Below are 18872 nucleotides of genomic sequence, written 5' to 3' on the forward strand. Positions count from 1 at the left end.
GCCTCAGCTCTGGGACGCGGCTTTGGGAAGAATGTCGTTGGCCACCATCTCGCCGAACGGACTGACATAACCGGCGCTTTTCGGCAGTTCCGGGCGTTCGACGTCGAGGTGCGGGAACAGCAGCTCGGCCACCCGATATGATTCCTCAAGGTGTGGATAACCGGAGAAGATGAAGGTATCGATACCGAGCGCCGCGTACTCCTTAACCCGTGCCGCCACGGTCGGGCCGTCGCCCACCAGTGCCGTCCCGGCACCGCCGCGCACCAGACCGACGCCGGCCCACAGGTTGGGGCTGACTTCGAGGTTGTCGCGACTGCCTCCGTGCAGCGCGGCCATGCGCTGTTGACCGACCGAGTCGAAGCGCGCCAGCGAAGCCTGGGCACGCTTGATGGTGTCATCGTCCAGATGCGAAATCAGACGATCCGCCGCCTGCCAGGCTTCGGCGTTGGTTTCTCGTACGATCACATGCAGGCGGATGCCGAAGCGCACGGTGCGACCCAGCCTGGCGGCCTTGGCGCGAACCTGTTCGATCTTCTCGGCCACAGCCGCTGGCGGCTCGCCCCAGGTCAGCACCATTTCCACTTGTTCCGCTGCCAGATCCTGTGCGGCTTCCGAAGAGCCGCCGAAGTACAGCGGCGGACGCGGCTGCTGAAGTGGCGGATAGAGCAATTTGGCGCCCTTCACGCTGATGTGCTTACCGTCGTAATCCACGGTTTCGCCTTCCAGTACGCGGCGCCAGATCCGGGTGAATTCCACCGAAGCCTGATAACGCTCCTCGTGATCGAGGAACAGACCGTCGCCGGCCAGCTCTTCCGGATCGCCGCCGGTCACCAGGTTGAACAGCGCACGACCGCCGGACAGACGATCCAGTGTTGCCGCCTGACGCGCCGCCACCGTCGGGGAAATGATCCCTGGGCGCAAGGCGACAAGGAACTTCAGACGTTGAGTGACCGGGATCAGCGATGCCGCCACCAGCCACGAGTCCTCGCAGGAGCGGCCGGTGGGAATCAGCACGCCGCCAAAGCCCAGTCGATCCGCCGCTTGCGCGACCTGTTGCAGATAGCCGTGGTCAACGGCGCGGGCGCCTTCGGCGGTGCCAAGGTAATGGCCGTCGCCGTGGGTAGGCAGGAACCAGAAGATGTTGAGGCTCATGGAGTGGTCTCCTAGGGGATTCGATTTACCGGGCTTGGGTAACAGCGTTTTGGGCCACAGCGGCCGGTGGGGTCCAGATCACATCCTTGATGCTCAACGGCTTGGGAATCAGCTTGAGCTGGTAGAAGGTGTCGGCGATTTTCTGTTGTGCAGCGACCACTTCAGGGGTGAGGAACAACGCTCCATAGCCCTGGCGTTTCACCGAAGTCAGGGTGATGTCCGCCGGCAAGCCGAGCAGTGGCGCGACCTGTTGGGTGACGTCTTGCGGATTGGCTTTCGACCACTCACCGACGGCGCGCACTTCTTCCACGAGGGTCTTGATCACCTCGGGATGTTTCTGTGCGTAGGGTTTGGTCGCCAGGTAGAACTGGTGGTTGTCGACGATGCCTTTGCCGTCACGCAGGGTGTGTGCTTGCAGTTGTTGCTCGGCGGCGGCCTGGTACGGGTCCCAGATGACCCAGGCGTCGACGCTGCCGCGCTCGAACGCGGCGCGGGCATCGGCCGGTGGCAGGAATACGGTCTGAATGTCGGTGTACTTGAGGCCGGCGTCTTCCAGCGCACGCACCAGCAGGTAGTGGACGTTGGAGCCTTTGTTCAAGGCGACTTTCTTGCCCTTGAGATCCGCCACCGACTTGATCGGCGAATCTTTCGGCACGAGGATCGCCTCACTGTTGGGCGCGGGCGGCTCGTAGGCCACGTAGAGCAGGTCGGCGCCCGCCGCCTGAGCGAAGACCGGCGGGGTTTCGCCGGTGACGCCGAAGTCGATGGAACCGACGTTCAGGCCTTCCAGCAGTTGCGGGCCACCGGGGAATTCAGTCCACTGCACGTCGACGCCTTGGGCGGCGAGGCGTTTTTCCAGTGTGCCCTTGGCCTTGAGCAGCACCAGCGTGCCGTATTTCTGATAACCGATCCGCAGCGTCTCGGCCTGTGCTTGAGTGATGGCGCCGAAGGACACAGCCGCAGCAAACAGAGCGACCAGACCACGACGCAAAAATACAGTGCGCATAGCGCTCTCCTTTTTTGCTGTTGGGTTTTGGCTGCACCTGCTTGCCCGTTGGCGGGCGAGTAAGGCCAGTACTTCAAGTTTCGATGTGGCTCAAATGCTCCAGCGAGCACTCAACAAACGTTCGTTCAACAACCCCGGTTCCAGCGGCTTCGGCCGGCGGGCCATGGCACTGACAAACTGGTCCAGTGCCTCGTGCAGCCGCTGCTCCAGAGCTGGCGCCAACTGCGCCGCCGCACTGCCTTCGCCATAGGCGATCTGGCTGTCCTCGGCAAAAATCCCTTGCAGCATTTCCTGCGCCTTCAACGCCGACAGCACAGGCTTGAGGGCGTAATCGACCACCAGCATGTGGGCGATGCTGCCGCCGGTGGCCATCGGCAAAACGATCTTGTGACTCAAGGCACGTTCCGGCAGCAGATCCAGCAGGGTCTTCAGCGCGCCCGAGAACGACGCCTTGTAGACCGGCGTGGCGATCAGCAAGCCGTCGGCGTTTTCAATCTGTTGCAGCAGGTCGAGCACCTTCGGGCTGTTGAAGCGGGCATGGAGCAGGTCCTCGGCCGGGAAATCCCGTACCTGATAACTCACCACTTCCACCCCTTGCTGCTGTAACCAGCGTTGCGAGCGCTCCAGCAACACCCCGGAACGGGAGCGTTGACTGGGACTGCCACCGAGTGAGACGACCAGCATTCAGACAATTCCTTGCGCGTTACCGGCGATTCGCGGGTTGCGATCTCGCTTCAATGTCAGTGACCTTAACAGCTGATTAATATATCTATAAATCATATTTATTCATTTGGTTATTCTTTATGGAGATATACGTTTCACTTTTCTCCGGGCAAAAAAACAGGCCGTGAAAACGGCCTGAAACCCTGCATCGTGGTTTTTGCTGATCGCCCCCACGCAGAACTTGGGAACGATCCGAGGAAGGTTATTTGTTCGGCTGTGGCGTCAGGCGCAGGTACGGCTTGACCGCGCGGTAGCCCTTCGGAAAGCGCTGCTTGATTTCCTCTTCGTCCTTGAGCGACGGCACGATCACCACTTCTTCACCGTCCTGCCAGTTGGCCGGTGTGGCCACCTTGTAGTTGTCGGTGAGCTGCAGCGAGTCGATCACCCGCAGGATTTCGTGGAAGTTGCGCCCGGTGCTCGCCGGGTAGGTGATGGTCAGGCGGATCTTCTTGTTCGGATCGATCACGAACAGCGAGCGCACGGTCAGAGTGTCGCTGGCATTCGGATGGATCAGATCGTAGAGATCGGACACCTTGCGGTCGGCATCGGCCAGGATCGGGAAGTTGACGATCGTGTTCTGGGTTTCGTTGATGTCCTCGATCCACTTGTGGTGCGAATCCACCGGGTCGACCGACAGCGCGATGGCTTTAACGCCGCGTTTGCTGAACTCATCCTTGAGCTTGGCGGTGAAACCCAGCTCGGTGGTGCACACCGGAGTGAAGTCCGCCGGATGGGAAAACAGCACGCCCCAGCTGCTGCCGAGCCACTCGTGAAAACGAATCTTGCCGGCGCTGGAATCCTGTTCGAAATCGGGGGCGATATCGCCGAGTCTGAGGCTCATGGTGCTGCTCCTGATGAGTGGTTGGAGACCTCAACTGTAGCTCGGGATTTGCCATTCATAAAAAGAATAAATAACTAGATATCTAGATCATTTAAGAATATTAAACTTCTGTTCACTGGACGCTCGCCGGCAACGCACCGAACATCGGCCCCAAGGTTCGAGAAGGCCTTGAGTTGCTGTAAAGAGGGAAATGTCGGGAAAGGTCTACGGGGGTGGGCCGGACCCGAAACGCAAAAGCCCCGTCCGGCGCAATGCCGGACGGGGCTTTTCTACATCAACTGATCGAGCGCGCTATTACAGCAGCGGGATCGAGTAGCTGACGATCAGGCGGTTTTCATCCTGGTCGCGCTGACCCGGGATGTCGTTGCGCCAGGTAGCGTTCTTCCACATGAAGCCCAGGTTCTTGGCCGGACCTTCCGGAATCACGTAACCGATGGTCAGGTCGCGTTCCCACTCGGAAGCACCGTTGCCGTTCTCACGACGGTTGGAGCCCACAGTGTCGATGTCGCTACCACGCAGGTAGACCATACCGGCGGTCAGGCCTGGCAGGCCGACTTTGGCGAAGTCGTAGGAGTAGCGGGCTTGCCAGGTTTTCTCGCCGGCACGACCGAACTTCTGGATCTGCATGTCGGTAATGGTGTAGTTCGACGAGCCGTCGCCCTGGTTCAGCCATGGGAAGTCGGAGCTGCCATTGGAAACCTGGTAGCCGCCACCGAAGGTGTGACCTTCAACGGTGTACAGGAAAAGGCCGCTGTACAGATTGTTGTCGACAGGACCCTTGCCGCTGACGTTGCCGACATAGTTACCGTTGCTGAAGTAGGCAGAGTTGTTGCCGTTGGCGCCGTCGTCGGAGCTGTGGAAGTAACGGAGGTCAGACTTCAGCACGCCCGGGCCGATTGCCCAGTTGTGAACCAGACCCAGGAAATGTTGCTTGTAGAAGTCTTCCAGGTTGCCGTAGTAGTACTGGGCAGTCAGGTCCTTGGTGATCTTGTAGTCACCGCCGGCGTAGTAGAACTTGTTGCTGTTGGCGACACGAGCGTTGGCACCGCCAATGGACAGGTTCTCGTTGTTGCTGGAGTTACGACCTTTCACGGCTTCGATCTGACCGGCAACCAGAGACAGGTCCTTGATTTCGCCGGAAGTGATCTGGCCACCCTGCCAGGTCTGTGGCAACAGACGACCGTCGTTGGTCACGATGACCGGGTTCTTCGGCTGCAGGGTACCCAGCTTCAGTTCGGTCTGGGAGATCTTGGCCTTGGCGGTCAGGCCCAGGCTCGAGAAGTTGTCGACAGCTTCACCGTTGGACTTGCTCGGAAACACGGTGCCGCCGTAGGAAGTCGAGGTTGCACCGTTGGTACCGCCGCCCGAATCAAGACGAATCCCCAGCAGACCGATGGCATCCAGGCCGAAACCTACAGTGCCCTGGGTGTAACCGGAGGTGAAACGCAGGTCGAAGCCCTGGCCCCACTCTTCGTTCTTGCTCTGTACACCGGAAGCCGTTCTGGCAGCGCTGTCACGGTTGTCAGTGTTGATGTAGAAGTTACGCAGGCCCAGGGTGGCCTTGCTGTCTTCGATGAAACCGGCTGCGCCTGCCTGCTGCGCAATAACCCCTACCGCCACGGCCAGAGCCAGGGTGGACTTGTTCATGTATCGCTCCTCTCGTTTCTAATTCTTGTGTTCCTGGTCCGGGGTCTGTCGCCCCTGGATCCTAAGATGCGCGATTAGCGCCAGACCGTGACTGACAAGTCAATCGCAACCTTGTGTGTCTACGACCAAGGTCTAATCGCAGTTATTCGGTCCTTGCAGGGTAGAGACTTCCAGATAAATCCAAAAAGAATTTATTTATACTTTTTAATACCCTTCAGGAATATAGCCAACAGCGGCCATCCGTACCGGGATACAGCGTATCGGCGACTAAGCTCATTCCTAAATGGTATTTGTGAGCCTTTTTTTAGATCGATTAGCTTTGGCGAAACCCCGATTCGTCAAACCCTATCGAAAAGGCGACGCCATCATGGCCAAACGCGCACTATCTAGTCAATTTGTTACAGTTTGTGTGTCAGCGCTGATTTCTTTTTCTGTCCATGCTTCCAGTCTCACTGTTGGCTACCAGACCGGCATCGATCCAAGCAAAGTCCCCCAGGCCGACGGCGTTTACGAAAAGACCATAGGCGAAAAAATCGACTGGCGCCGCTTCAACAGCGGTCCGGAAGTAGTGACAGCCATCGCCTCCGGTGACGTCCAGATCGGCAACCTCGGCTCCAGCCCGCTGGCCGCCGCCGCTTCACGCAATCTGCCGATCGTCGCATTTATCGTTTCGGCGCAGATCAATGCCGCCGAAGCGCTGGTGGTGCGCAATGGCAGTGGCATCGACAAACCGGAAGATCTGGTGGGCAAGGCCATCGCCACACCCTTCGTGTCCACTTCCCACTACAGCCTGCTCGGCGCACTCAAGCACTGGGGCCTGGATGCCTCGAAAGTCAAAGTGGTGAACCTGCAACCTGCAGAAATAGCGGCGGCCTGGAAACGTGGCGACATCGATGGCGCCTTCGTCTGGTCGCCGGCGCTGGGTGAAATCCGCAAGACCGGCAAGACCCTGACCGATGCCGCGCAGGTCGGCCAGTGGGGTGCTCCAACCTTCGAAGTCTGGGTCGCGCGCAAGGACTTTGCCGAGAAGCATCCGGAGGTAGTGGCCAGATTTGCCAAGGTGACCCTGGACTCGTTCGCCGACTATGCCGCTCATAAAGACAGCTGGACGGCCGACTCGGAGCCTGTGCAGAAAATCGCCAAACTGACCGGTGCCAATGCCGCCGACGTCCCGGAATTGCTCGCGGGTTCGGCGTTCCCCGATGCCAGGACACAACGGACCGCAGCGCTCCTGGACGGTGGTACCGCGAAGGCGATTGGCGAGACGGCGAAATTTTTGAAGGAACAAGGCAAGGTCGAAAGCGTATTGCCCGATTACTCGCCGTATGTCAGTGCGAAGTTTGTAACCGAATAAACGCTATCGCGAGCAGGCTCGCTCCCACACAGGCTCAGTGAACCTTGTGGGAGCGAGCCTGCTCGCGATGAGGGCACCACGTTACAGAGATTTTTCGAAAATCTTCGAATTGCGCTGATAGTTGTACAGAGAAGCCCGGGCCGCCGGCAGGCGCTCGACGCTGCTCGGTTCGAAGCCGCGCTCGCGGAACCAGTGAGCGGTGCGGGTGGTGAGGACGAACAGCGTCTTCAGGCCCTGCGCCCGGGCACGGGTCTCGATGCGCTCCAGCAGTTCATCGCCGCGTCCGCCATGGCGATACTCGGGATTCACCGCCAGGCACGCCAGCTCGCCGGCATCGGAGTCGGCAATCTGATAGAGCGCTGCGCACGCGATGATCATCCCTTCGCGCTCGACCACGCTGAACTGCTCGATCTCGCGCTCCAGCACTTCACGGGAGCGGCGTACCAGAATCCCCTGCTCTTCCAGCGGACTGATCAGGTCGAGCAGACCGCCGACGTCTTCAATCGCCGCTTCGCGCACCAGTTCGAATTGCTCCTGGGCCACCAGCGTACCGCCACCGTCGCGGGTGAACAGTTCGGTCAGCAGTGCGCCGTCCTCGGCATAACTGACGATATGGCTGCGCGCCACACCGCCACGACAGGCTTCAGCGGCGGCATCCAGCAGTTCTGCCTGATAGTTGCTGCCCAGACGCTGCAAATGCGCCGGCACTTGTTGCGGGCGCAGTTCGCGCACCAGTTTGCCGTTTTCGTCGATCAGGCCGAGGTCAGCGCCAAACAGCAGCAGTTTGTCGGCTCCCAGATCGATGGCGGCGCGAGTGGCGACGTCCTCGCAGGCCAGGTTGAAGATCTCACCGGTCGGCGAGTACCCCAGCGGCGACAGCAGCACAATGGAACGCTCGTCGAGCAGGCGGTTGATACCCTTGCGATCGACCCGGCGCACTTCGCCGGTGTGGTGATAGTCGACACCTTCCAGCACGCCGATCGGCCTTGCCGTCACGAGATTGCCGCTGGCCACCCGCAGGCGCGAGCCCTGCATCGGCGACGAGGCCATGTCCATCGACAGCCGCGCTTCGATGGCGATGCGCAACTGGCCGACCGCATCGATCACGCACTCCAGCGTGGCAGCATCGGTGATGCGCATGCCGTGGTGGTAATGCGGGGTCAGGCCGCGCGCGGCGAGGCGCGTTTCGATCTGCGGACGGGAACCGTGAACCAGCACCAGCCGCACGCCGAGGCTGTGCAGCAGCACGATGTCATGGACGATGTTGCCGAAATTCGGATGCTCCACGCCGTCGCCGGGCAGCATGACGACGAAGGTGCAGTCGCGGTGGGCATTGATATAAGGAGACGCGTGACGAAGCCAATTGACGTATTCGGGCATGAACCTGGGCCTGTAATAAATAGCAGCCGGAAAAGGGGCGAAACGGAAAACGCACAGCGGGCTGATGGTTATCGTCGGAACAGGCTTGGCGACACGCGCGCTCTCCTCATGAATACGGGTTGGCAGGACGGCAATTTATACAGCTTTGAGACAGTAATGTTCGATCAACCGCCGTAATAGATGCACGGTAGGCTGCAAACGTGACATTTCAAGGTACTCGTCCGGCTGGTGAGCACAGGCGATGTCGCCGGGGCCGAGTACGATGGTTTCGCAACCAAGGCGCTGAAGATAAGGCGCTTCGGTGCCGAACGCTACCGCTTCGGCCGAGTGGCCGGTGAGTTTTTCGGCCATTCGCACCAGTTCGGCGTCCTCGGACTGCTCGAACGGCGGCACTTCAGGGAATAACGGCGCGTAATCGATCTTCACCCGATGCCGTTCGGCGACCGGATTGAGCTTGCGCAGGATCTCGGCCCGCAGCACTTTCGGGTCCATGCCCGGCAGCGGTCGCAGATCGAACTCCAGCGAACACTGGCCGCAGATGCGGTTGGGATTGTCGCCACCATGGATGCAGCCGAAGTTCATGGTCGGCTGCGGCACGCTGAACTGCGGGTTGTTGAATTCCCGCTGCCACAGCAGGCGCAGGCCGCGCAGCTCGCCGATGGCATCGTGCATGGCTTCGAGGGCGCTGTGCCCCAGGCGCGGATCCGACGAATGGCCGCTCTGCCCGAGGATATCGATGCGTTCCATCATGATGCCCTTGTGCATGCGAATCGGCTTGAGCCCGGTCGGCTCACCGATCACCGCTGCCCGACCCAGCGGTTGCCCGGCTTCGGCCAGCGCCCGGGCGCCGGACATCGAACTTTCTTCATCGCAGGTGGCGAGAATCAGCAACGGCTGTTTGAACGGCTGGTCGAGCAACGGCTGCACGGCTTCGATGATCAGGGCGAAGAAGCCTTTCATGTCGCAACTGCCGAGGCCGACCCAGCGGCCGTCGACTTCAGTGAGTTTCAGCGGGTCGGTTTTCCACAGCGCATCGTCGTAAGGCACCGTGTCGCTGTGCCCGGCCAGCACCAGCCCGCCGGGGCCGCTGCCAAAGCTGGCGAGCAGGTTGAACTTGCCGGGGCTGACCTGCCGGATATCGCAGCCAAAACCCAGGTCGCCGAGCCATCCGGCGAGCAGATCGATCACCGGCCGGTTGGATTGATCCAGATTCGGTTGGGTGCAACTGACCGACGGCACGGCGATCAGTGCAGCGAACTGGTCCTGCATGGATGGCAAAGGCATCGCTGACTCCAACTCCCGGATTGAAGTCCATCATAGAACCATCCGGCGACAGGAATAAACCGCCACAAGGCGTAGGAAGGTTCAGTCCTGTACACTGCACGGCCTTGGCAGCCACACATTCCCCGGCTGCGCTCCCGATCCTGGATTTTCCGGCCATGCAGAAAGAAACCGAAATCAAACTCCGCGTCAGCCGCGAAACCCTCGCCGCCCTGCGCGAGCACCCTCTCCTGAAAAAACGCAACAAAAGTGGCTGGGAACGCCGTGAGTTGATGAATCAGTACTTCGACACGCCCGAACGCGACCTGGCCCGAGCCAAAGTCGCCCTGCGCCTGCGCAAGGACGGCGAAGAAGTGATCCAGACCCTCAAGACCCGCGGTCAGAGCGTTGCCGGTCTGTCCGAGCGTAACGAGTACGACTGGCACCTGCCCAAAGCCAAACTCGATGTGAAGAAACTCGACGGCGAATGCTGGCCCGCGTCCCTTGCCGACCTGGACAAGAAAACCCTGAAACCCATCTTCACCACCGACTTCGTCCGCGAGCGTGCCGAAATCGCCTGGGGGCGCGGCAAGACCAAAGTGGTCATCGAAGCTGCGCTGGACCTGGGCCACGTGGTGGTCGGCAAACAGAAAGAAGAAATCTGCGAGCTGGAACTGGAACTGCGCGAGGGCGAACCTGCCGCGCTGCTGGAGCTGGCCGCCGAACTGGCCGAAACCCTGGCCCTGATGCCGTGTGATATCAGCAAGGCCGAGCGCGGCTATCGTCTGTACGACGCCAACAGCTATTCGCTGAGCCTGCCGGCGCCGGCCATCACCGCCGAAACCCCGCTGGACGACGCTTTCGCCGCCCTGAGCTGGCACTTGCTCGGCAGCAGCCAGCGTCTGGCCGAACAGTATCGTTTCAACGGCCACTGGCGCCTGCTGCAGGACTGGGTCGAGAACCTCGCTGAAATGCGCGCCCTGCTCAGCAGCCTCGGCCAGGCCGCACCGCGTCAGTCGACCCACGATCTGCGTGTGGCACTGGATGCGTTGCTGGAAGACTGGCGTCCGCTGGTACAGGTGGGTCTTGAAGACGAAGACGTGCGCAAAGCCGCACCGGAGCAATTTCTCGAAGAACTGGAAGACCCGCGCTGGGGCCTGTTCTCGCTGAACGCGTCTCGCTGGTTGCTGGCCCGCACCTGGGCTGCCGACCGCAACACGCGTGGCAATCGCCAGGGTGCCGCGCAGTTGCAAAGCTGGCTGCCGCGCCTGCTGGGCGAAGAAGCCACTTCGCTGCAATTGCAGCGTTATCAGCAGCAACCGGAAGATCTGGCCGAGCAACTGCCGCGCATCGAACGCATCCAGGTCTGGCTGCACCACGCGCGCAACGTGCTGGAGATCCCGGAAATGGACCGGCTGTACGGTGAGCTGAACAAACTGGCGCAACTGGCCAACGAGCCGACCATCACCGATGAACTGCTCGATGCGCGCAAGCATCAGGCGATTGCGGTTTATCAGAATCGTGCCTGGAAAACGCTGCTGCGCCTGTAATCCCCGACAACAGAAACTGTGGCGAGGGCGCTTGCTCCCTCGCCACAAAGGCATTCAGCGCAATACCGGCAAACTCGTCGTCGACTTGATCTCCGACAACGCCACAATCGAGTTCACTTCCTGAATTCCCGGCACCAGTGACAGCTTTTCGAAGAAGAACCGCTCATACGCCTCGATGTCCGCCGCGACGATGCGCAACATGAAATCCACCGCTCCCATCAGCACATAACACTCCAGCACTTCGGGAAAGCCGCGAATCGCCTCGGTGAATTCGGTGAAGTTCGAACGACCGTGGGCGTTGAGTTTGATTTCGGCGAAGATCTGCGTGTTCAGGCCGATTTTCTTGCGATCGAGCAAGGTCACCTGACCCCGAATGATCCCCTCCTCCTTCATCCGTTGAATCCGTCGCCAACACGGCGACTGCGACAGGCCCACCTGCTCGGCGATCTGTGCGCTGGACAGGGAAGCGTCCTCTTGCAGCAAGGCGAGAATGCGTCGGTCGTAGCTGTCCAGCTCGCTTTGCATAAACAATCCTCAAAAAAAGTATTTGGTGAACTGGCTATTCATTACGGCCGCCAGATCAGCTCATCTTAGACAAGAAATGCCCGGTCTCGAATGTAAAAATTTCTGCACTCATTCCGGAGATCTGTCATGCCGCACCTTGAAGCCGTCAACACCCCGGCGCCCCGTACCGATGTGTGGAACGTCAGCAACGCTCATTGCCTTGCGCAGTACCAGATACTGGCCGAGGCCGAACCGGATTTGCTGGTGCGGGTCCTGAATCTGTTCGCCCTGCAGTTCCTCACCCCGGAACAGGTCAATGTCCAGCGTCTGGACGACCTGCTGTCCATCGACATCATCATGGGTGGCCTGAGCTGGCATCGCGCCGGGGTGATCGCGGAAAAACTTCGTAACCTGATCAGCGTGTGTTCGGTGAATCTGCAAAACCCCGATGCGGCGTGGGGTGCGCCGACTCAGGCGGCCGGCTGAAAAAAGCAGAAACGCCTTCGTCGGGTAGTGGCCCAACGGTCGGCGGGGCCGCGACTATCCTTTGCGGACTGTCGTTCAAAAGGAGCCCGCATGTCCGTTCAACTTGCCACTCAGGACCGCTGGCTGGATCTCAATGATGTATTGCGTGAACTGGTCGCTCAGGGCTTCATCAGCCAGGACTCCGCCGAACACGCGCTGAACGCCCGTCGTCGGCAGGCGACCCTCGGTCAGATGCATCCGCTGGAGTTCATCGCCGGCCAGCAGCTCGACGACCTCAGCCGTCCGGGCAAACACCTGGACCTCGAAAGCCTGACCCTGTGGCTGGCCCAGCAGGCCGGCCAGCCATACCTGCGGATCGATCCGCTGAAGATCAACGTCGCCGCCGTCACGCCGCTGATGTCCTACGCCTTCGCCCAGCGCCACAAGATTCTTGCGGTGTCGGTCGACCGCGATGCGGTGACCGTCGCCAGCGCCCAGCCTTATGTCACGGGCTGGGAAGCCGATCTGACCCACGTCCTGAAACTGCCGGTCAAACGGGTGGTGGCCAACCCGGCGGACATCCAGCGCTTCAGCGTCGAGTTCTTTCGCCTCGCCAAGTCGGTCAGCGGCGCCAGCAACGCTGACCAGCCGGGCAGCAACCTCGGTAACTTCGAACAACTGCTCAACCTCGGCGCCAGCGATCAGGAGCCGGACGCCAACGACGCGCACATCGTCAACATCGTCGACTGGCTGTTCCAGTACGCCTTCCAGCAACGGGCCAGCGATATCCACATCGAGCCACGGCGCGAGCAAGGCACGGTGCGCTTTCGCATCGACGGTGTGCTGCACAACGTCTATCAGTTTCCGCCACAGGTGACGATGGCCATCGTCAGCCGCCTGAAAAGCCTCGGTCGGATGAATGTCGCCGAAAAGCGCAAACCCCAGGACGGCCGGGTCAAGACCAAGACGCCGGACGGCGGTGAAGTGGAACTGCGCCTGTCGACCCTGCCCACCGCCTTCGGCGAAAAAATGGTGATGCGGATCTTCGACCCGGAAGTACTGCTCAAGGATTTCGACCAGCTCGGGTTTTCCGCCGACGACCTGCGCCGCTGGCAGGACATGACCCGCCAGCCCAACGGCATCATTCTGGTGACCGGCCCGACCGGTTCGGGCAAGACCACCACGCTGTACACGACCCTGAAAAAACTGGCGACCGCGGAGGTCAACCTTTGCACCATCGAGGACCCGATCGAGATGGTCGAGCCGGCCTTCAACCAGATGCAGGTCCAGCACAACATCGACCTGACCTTCGCCTCCGGCGTACGGGCACTGATGCGGCAAGACCCGGACATCATCATGATCGGCGAGATCCGTGACCTGGAAACCGCCGAAATGGCGATCCAGGCCGCATTGACCGGACACCTGGTACTCTCGACCCTGCACACCAACGACGCGCCGAGCGCCATCAGCCGCCTGCTGGAACTCGGCGTGCCGCATTACCTGATCAAGGCCACGGTGCTTGGCGTCATGGCCCAGCGCCTGGTGCGCACGCTGTGTCCGCACTGCAAGGCGCCGCTGCCGGTCGCCGAAGAGGACTGGCAAACCCTGACCCGGCCATGGCAGGCACCGCTGCCGGGCAACGCACAACGGGCCATCGGTTGCCTGGAGTGCCGCGATACCGGTTATCACGGGCGCGCCGGCGTCTACGAAATCATGCAACTGACCGACAGCCTCAAGGCGATGATCAGCCCGGATACCGATCTGACCGCGCTTCGGCGTCAGGCCTTCAAGGAAGGCATGCGCAGCCTGCGACTGTCCGGTGCGCAAAAAGTCGCGGCGGGGGTGACGACCATCGAGGAGGTGCTGCGGGTGACACCGCAGAGCGAGCAGAAGTAATCCGGCACGGAACCGGATCGACGAAATGGCGATCCAACCCGTTATTCAACACCAGTGGAGTCACCCCTCATGCGTCTCAAACTTGCTGTCGCCACCCTCGCCCTGCTGTCTCTGCCCGTCGGTTCGGCAATGGCCGACAGCTTTTGGCGTAACGTCATTTCATCCGGCGCCACCACCGGCTCGACGTACCTGACCTTCAAGGATCACAAGCTGATCGTCGCCGCCCAGGACGACGCCGGCAGTTTCGTCGCCAGCGATGGCGGTATCCGTGGCCCGTACCTGGAAGCCGCCATGCAGAAAGTCCGCGCCGACAACCCTGGCTTGCAGGCCACGGACATGGAACTGGCGAACGCGATCCTGGCGAAGAACGCCGTAGCTTCGGAATAAACCTGTCGCCCACAAAAATGCCGCTCACACGAGCGGCATTTTTTTGCCCGCCGATCAGCGGTAATCGTCCACCGGCACACAGGCGCAGAACAGGTTGCGGTCGCCATAGACGTTGTCCACCCGATTCACCGCCGGCCAGTACTTGTGCGCCCTGGTGTGCGCATCCGGCGTGATGCCCTGCTCGATGCTGTAAGGCCGCTCCCAGACGCCGGTGACATCGGCCAGCGTATGGGGCGCCCGCTTGAGCGGGTTGTCCTCGGCCGGCCAGTTGCCGTTCTGCACTTCGGTGATTTCCGCACGGATGCTCAGCATCGCGCCGATGAAGCGGTCAAGTTCAGCCTTGGACTCACTCTCGGTCGGCTCGACCATCAGCGTGCCCGGCACCGGGAACGACATGGTCGGCGCGTGGAAGCCGTAATCCATCAGGCGCTTGGCGACGTCTTCCTCACTGATGCCGGTCTGCGCTTTCAGGGGTCGCAGGTCGAGAATGCATTCATGGGCCACCCGATCATTGCGCCCGGTGTAGAGCACGGGAAAGGCACCGGACAAATGCTGCGCCAGGTAATTCGCCGCGAGAATCGCCACTTCGCTGGCGTCCGCCAGTTGCGGCCCCATCATGGCGATGTACATCCAGCTGATCGGCAAAATGCTCGCACTGCCCCAGGGTGCTGCGCTCACCGCGCTGTTCTGCGGTTGCGGCCCGTCGATCGGCACCACCGGATGATTGGCGACGAATGGCGCCAGATGCGCACGCACGCCAATCGGCCCCATGCCCGGACCGCCGCCACCGTGGGGTATGCAAAAGGTCTTGTGCAGGTTCATGTGCGACACATCGGCGCCGATATCTGCCGGCCGCGCCAGCCCGACCTGGGCATTGAGGTTGGCGCCATCCATGTACACCTGACCGCCGTGCCTGTGGATAACGTCGCAGATTTCGCTGATGCCTTCCTCGTAAACACCGTGGGTCGACGGATAGGTCGCCATCAGGCACGACAATTTGTCACCCGCCTCGGCAGCCTTGGCCTTCAAATCCTCCAGATCGACGTTGCCCGCCTCGTCGCACTCGACGATCACCACCCGCATCCCGGCCATCTGCGCCGAGGCCGGGTTGGTGCCATGGGCCGAGGACGGAATCAGGCAGATGTCGCGCCCGCCCTGCTGACGGCTTTCGTGGTATTTGCGGATGGCCAGCAACCCGGCGTACTCGCCCTGAGCCCCGGAATTGGGCTGCATGCAGATCGCGTCGAACCCGGTGATCGCACACAGCCAGCGCTCCAGCTCTTCGATCATCAGCGTGTAACCGACCGCCTGCTCCCGGGGCACGAACGGGTGCAGATTGGCGAACTGCGGCCAGGTGATCGGGATCATTTCGCTGGTGGCGTTGAGTTTCATGGTGCAGGAGCCCAACGGGATCATCGACTGGTTGAGCGCCAGATCCTTGTTCTCCAACTGCTTCAGGTAACGCAGCATCTCGGTTTCGCTGTGATGGGCGTTGAACACCGGGTGGCGCAGATACGGCGAGTTGCGTTGCAGGTTCTCGGGAATTCCGCAAACCAGCGCTTCGGCATCGAGTTCTTCGACGTTGAGCCCATGATCGACACCCAACAGCACATCGAACAGTTTGCCGACGGTGCGCTCGTCACAGGTTTCATCCAGACTCAGACCCAGGTGACCGCGACCGAGAATGCGCAGGTTGATCTGCGCAGCCTGAGCGCTTTCGATGATCGCGGTCTGCGCGCCGCCGACGTCCAGGGTCAGCGTGTCGAAAAACTGCTGGTTGATGCGTTTGATACCGTGACGCTCGAGGCCGGCAGCGAGGATGCAGGTCAGCCGATGGACTCGCTGGGCAATACGTTTCAGCCCTTCCGGACCGTGATACACCGCGTAGAAACCGGCGATGTTGGCCAACAGCACTTGAGCGGTGCAGATGTTCGAATTGGCCTTCTCCCGGCGAATGTGCTGCTCGCGGGTCTGCAGGGCCATGCGCAACGCCACGTTGCCCCGCGCGTCTTTAGAGACACCGATGATGCGCCCGGGAATCGCCCGTTTGTATTCCTCGCGACTGGCGAAAAACGCCGCATGCGGCCCGCCGTACCCCATCGGCACACCAAAGCGCTGGGATGAGCCGAACACCACATCGGCGCCCAGTTCACCCGGCGGCGTCAGCAACAACAGACTCAGCAGATCGGCTGCCACGCAAGCCAGCGCCTGTTGCGCGTGCAGATGATCGATCAACGGACGCAGATCGCGGACCTCGCCGTGGGTGTCTGGGTATTGCAGCAGTGCGCCGAACACCTGATGTTGCTTCAAGTTATCCACAGCGTCGACGATCAGCTCGAAACCGAAGCCTTCGGCGCGAGTCCGGACTACGGAAAGGGTTTGTGGATGACAGTTTTCATCGACGAAAAACAGATTGCTCTTCGACTTCGCCACACGCTTGGCCAGCGCCATGGCTTCGGCAGCTGCGGTGGCCTCATCGAGCAGCGAAGCATTGGCCAGCTCCAGACCGGTGAGGTCGATGGTCAGTTGCTGGAAATTGAGCAACGCTTCGAGCCGGCCCTGGGCGATCTCCGGTTGATACGGCGTGTAGGCGGTGTACCAGCCGGGATTTTCCAGCACATTGCGCAGAATGACCGTCGGCGTGAGAGTGCCGTGATAGCCCATGCCGATCAGGCTGGTCCAGACCTGATTCTGTTCGGCGTACCCGCGCAGTTTTGCCAGCGCAGCCTGTTCGTCCAGCGCGGGCGGCAGGTCAAGCTCACGATTGAGTCGGATCGCGGGCGGAACGGTCTGCTCGATCAGTTCGATCCGGCTGCCCAGGCCCAGGCTGTCGAGCATGGCCTGCTGTTCGGCGGCATCGGGGCCGAGGTGCCGGCGCAGGAAGGCATGGGGGTCGCGTAACTGGCTCAAGGACGGCAACTGGGACATGACGGGCTCTCTCCTGGCTGGCGCTCGGCGTCAATGCAACACGGTCAAACCAGCATAGCAGTCGATGCCGTCGCGGACGGCTTGGCGGCGGGTGATCGAACGGGGCATGCTGTGGCACCAGCAACACGTGCCCAACCCTTGGATGATCGAGTCCTCATGAGCCAACTGCCGTTTCTGCCGTTTTCCAAACCTGTTATCGACGAAGCCACCATCGCCGCCGTCGGCGACGTCCTGCGTTCCGGCTGGATCACCAGCGGGCCGAAGGTCCAGGCCTTCGAAGCGCAACTGTCGGAGTATTTCGGCGGGCGCCCGGTGCGCACCTTCAACTCCGGCACCTGCACCATGGAAATCGCCCTGCGCATCGCCGGCATCGGACCGGGTGACGAAGTGATCACCACGCCGATCTCCTGGGTCGCCACCGCCAACGTGATTCTTGAAGTGGGCGCCACCCCGGTGTTCGCCGACATCGACCCGGTCACGCGCAACATCGACCTGGATAAACTGGAAGCGGCCATCACGCCGCGCACCAAAGCGGTCATCCCGGTCTACCTCGCCGGGCTGCCGGTGGACATGGAGCGCCTGTACGCCATCGCCAAAAATCACAACCTGCGCATCGTCGAAGACGCCGCCCAGGCCCTCGGTTCGAGCTGGAACGGCCAGCGCATCGGTGCCAGCGGCGACTTCGTGTCGTTCAGCTTCCAGGCCAACAAGAACGTGACCTGCTCCGAAGGTGGTTGCCTGGTGCTGAACACGCCCGAGGAAGCACGTCTGGCGGAGAAATATCGCCTGCAAGGCGTCACCCGCACTGGCTTCGACGGTCTGGATGTCGATGTACTCGGCGGAAAATTCAACATGACCGACGTCGCAGCGACCATCGGCCTCGGCCAGTTCGCCCACATCGAAGCCCTCACTGCCCATCGTCAGGAACTGGCGCGTCATTACTTCAAGTGCTTTGGCGACGACTTCGAAGCCACATACGGCGCGCAACTGCCGCCGGCCGATTTCACCAACAGTAACTGGCACCTGTTCCAGCTGGTATTGCCGGAGCGCAAGGACGGCTTGCCGGCGCGGGCCACGTTCATGGAGCAGATGCAGGCGCTGGGTATCGGCATCGGATATCACTATCCGCCGATCCACTTGCTGAGCCTGTACCGTGAGCGCGGTTTCAAGGAGGGCATGTTGCCGGTGGCCGAGCGGGTCGGACGGCTGATCGTGTCGTTGCCGATGTTCACCGCGATGACCAAAGCCGATGTCGAGCGCTCGGTGGCGGCGGTCAAAGCGGTGCTGGGCAACGCCTGAGCCATCCCCGATAAAAAGGCTGTGTTCAGAAAAAAGCCCCGACGGATCGGGGCTTTGCGGTGCTGCGTGAAACTTATTCGCCGATGGATTTCCTGTAGGCATCGGCGTCGAGCAGCTTGTCCAGCTCGGACTTGTCGCTTGGCTTGAGCTTGAAGATCCACGACTCATACGGTTCTTCGTTCAGCAGTTCCGGTGAATCCGCCAGTTCCTCGTTGACCGCGATCACTTCGCCGCCGACCGGGGCGTAGATGTCGGAAGCGGCCTTGACCGATTCCACAACACCCGCCGCATCACCGGCAGCAAACACCTTGCCGACTTCAGTCAGCTCGACGAACACCACGTCGCCCAGCGCTTGCTGTGCGTGATCGCTGATGCCCACGGTGACGGTGCCGTCGGCTTCCAGGCGCGCCCATTCATGACTTTCGGCAAAACGCAGGTCGGCGGGGATATTGCTCATGCTCGGTGTCCTCAAGAAATTGT

16 protein-coding genes are annotated in these 18872 nt (G+C 61.1%); 6 read left to right on the top strand and 10 right to left on the bottom strand.

The genetic code is table 11. The features are described 5' to 3' along the window. Positions 1–3: 3 nt before the first annotated feature. The 5 genes from ssuD to NWV16_RS27230 all read right to left on the bottom strand — a co-directional run bounded on the left by ssuD (position 4) and on the right by NWV16_RS27230 (position 5369). The gene (gene ssuD / locus NWV16_RS27210; protein ID WP_260521433.1) at positions 4–1152 is read right to left on the bottom strand and encodes an FMNH2-dependent alkanesulfonate monooxygenase; all 1149 of its coding nucleotides are present in this window, start codon (positions 1150–1152) and stop codon (positions 4–6) included. Positions 1153–1177: 25 nt separating this feature from the next. Continuing rightward, a complete protein-coding gene (locus tag NWV16_RS27215; protein ID WP_260521434.1) occupies positions 1178–2158 on the bottom strand; it encodes a sulfonate ABC transporter substrate-binding protein in 981 nt (326 codons plus the stop codon). Positions 2159–2248: 90 nt separating this feature from the next. Further along, the gene (gene ssuE / locus NWV16_RS27220; RefSeq protein WP_065259901.1) at positions 2249–2842 is read right to left on the bottom strand and encodes an NADPH-dependent FMN reductase; all 594 of its coding nucleotides are present in this window, start codon (positions 2840–2842) and stop codon (positions 2249–2251) included. 241 nt (positions 2843–3083) lie between these two features. Further along, positions 3084–3722 carry a peroxiredoxin gene (locus NWV16_RS27225; RefSeq protein WP_260521435.1) on the bottom strand — a complete coding sequence of 213 codons (639 nt, stop codon included), beginning with the start codon at positions 3720–3722 and terminating at the stop codon, positions 3084–3086. 294 nt (positions 3723–4016) lie between these two features. Further along, on the bottom strand, positions 4017–5369 hold the full coding sequence (locus NWV16_RS27230) for an OprD family porin (RefSeq protein WP_260521436.1): 1353 nt from the start codon (positions 5367–5369) through the stop codon (positions 4017–4019). 364 nt (positions 5370–5733) lie between these two features. On the opposite strand from NWV16_RS27230, the gene tauA reads away from it, so the two are divergent. Then, complete coding sequence (gene tauA, locus NWV16_RS27235; protein WP_260523591.1) at positions 5734–6723, top strand: taurine ABC transporter substrate-binding protein; 990 nt, start codon at positions 5734–5736, stop codon at positions 6721–6723. A gap of 81 nt (positions 6724–6804) precedes the next feature. On the opposite strand, the gene argA is transcribed toward tauA, so the two are convergent. Both argA and argE read right to left on the bottom strand, forming a co-directional pair. After that, entirely contained in the window at positions 6805–8103 is a 1299-nt protein-coding gene (argA, locus tag NWV16_RS27240) for an amino-acid N-acetyltransferase (protein ID WP_007951778.1), read from the bottom strand. 135 nt (positions 8104–8238) lie between these two features. After that, a complete protein-coding gene (argE, locus tag NWV16_RS27245) occupies positions 8239–9387 on the bottom strand; it encodes an acetylornithine deacetylase (protein ID WP_260521437.1) in 1149 nt (382 codons plus the stop codon). Between the two features lie 155 nt (positions 9388–9542). Here argE and NWV16_RS27250 point away from each other — a divergent pair, with 155 nt between their 5' ends. Beyond that, positions 9543–10913 (top strand): inorganic triphosphatase, encoded by a 1371-nt coding sequence (locus NWV16_RS27250; RefSeq protein WP_260521438.1) that lies wholly within the window; start codon positions 9543–9545, stop codon positions 10911–10913. A 54-nt stretch (positions 10914–10967) separates the two neighbouring features. Here the strand turns inward: NWV16_RS27250 and NWV16_RS27255 are convergent, their stop codons facing one another. Next, the gene (locus NWV16_RS27255) at positions 10968–11438 is read right to left on the bottom strand and encodes an Lrp/AsnC family transcriptional regulator (protein ID WP_065259907.1); all 471 of its coding nucleotides are present in this window, start codon (positions 11436–11438) and stop codon (positions 10968–10970) included. A gap of 126 nt (positions 11439–11564) precedes the next feature. Here NWV16_RS27255 and NWV16_RS27260 point away from each other — a divergent pair, with 126 nt between their 5' ends. The 3 genes from NWV16_RS27260 to NWV16_RS27270 all read left to right on the top strand — a co-directional run bounded on the left by NWV16_RS27260 (position 11565) and on the right by NWV16_RS27270 (position 14165). Next, the gene (locus tag NWV16_RS27260) at positions 11565–11903 is read left to right on the top strand and encodes a hypothetical protein (protein ID WP_260521439.1); all 339 of its coding nucleotides are present in this window, start codon (positions 11565–11567) and stop codon (positions 11901–11903) included. Positions 11904–11993: 90 nt separating this feature from the next. Continuing rightward, positions 11994–13778, top strand: a complete 1785-nt coding sequence (locus NWV16_RS27265; protein ID WP_260521440.1) for a GspE/PulE family protein — start codon at positions 11994–11996, stop codon at positions 13776–13778. A gap of 69 nt (positions 13779–13847) precedes the next feature. Next, positions 13848–14165 carry a DUF2388 domain-containing protein gene (locus NWV16_RS27270; RefSeq protein WP_007951791.1) on the top strand — a complete coding sequence of 106 codons (318 nt, stop codon included), beginning with the start codon at positions 13848–13850 and terminating at the stop codon, positions 14163–14165. Positions 14166–14219: 54 nt separating this feature from the next. Here the strand turns inward: NWV16_RS27270 and gcvP are convergent, their stop codons facing one another. Further along, positions 14220–17093 (bottom strand): aminomethyl-transferring glycine dehydrogenase, encoded by a 2874-nt coding sequence (gcvP, locus tag NWV16_RS27275; RefSeq protein ID WP_260521441.1) that lies wholly within the window; start codon positions 17091–17093, stop codon positions 14220–14222. A gap of 156 nt (positions 17094–17249) precedes the next feature. Here gcvP and NWV16_RS27280 point away from each other — a divergent pair, with 156 nt between their 5' ends. Beyond that, on the top strand, positions 17250–18392 hold the full coding sequence (locus NWV16_RS27280; protein WP_260521442.1) for a DegT/DnrJ/EryC1/StrS aminotransferase family protein: 1143 nt from the start codon (positions 17250–17252) through the stop codon (positions 18390–18392). A 73-nt stretch (positions 18393–18465) separates the two neighbouring features. Here the strand turns inward: NWV16_RS27280 and gcvH are convergent, their stop codons facing one another. Continuing rightward, positions 18466–18849, bottom strand: a complete 384-nt coding sequence (gcvH, locus tag NWV16_RS27285) for a glycine cleavage system protein GcvH (RefSeq protein WP_065259911.1) — start codon at positions 18847–18849, stop codon at positions 18466–18468. Positions 18850–18872 lie beyond the last annotated feature (23 nt).

The organism is Pseudomonas sp. BW7P1 (genome assembly GCF_024981055.1).
Lineage (GTDB): Bacteria > Pseudomonadota > Gammaproteobacteria > Pseudomonadales > Pseudomonadaceae > Aquipseudomonas > Aquipseudomonas bananamidigenes.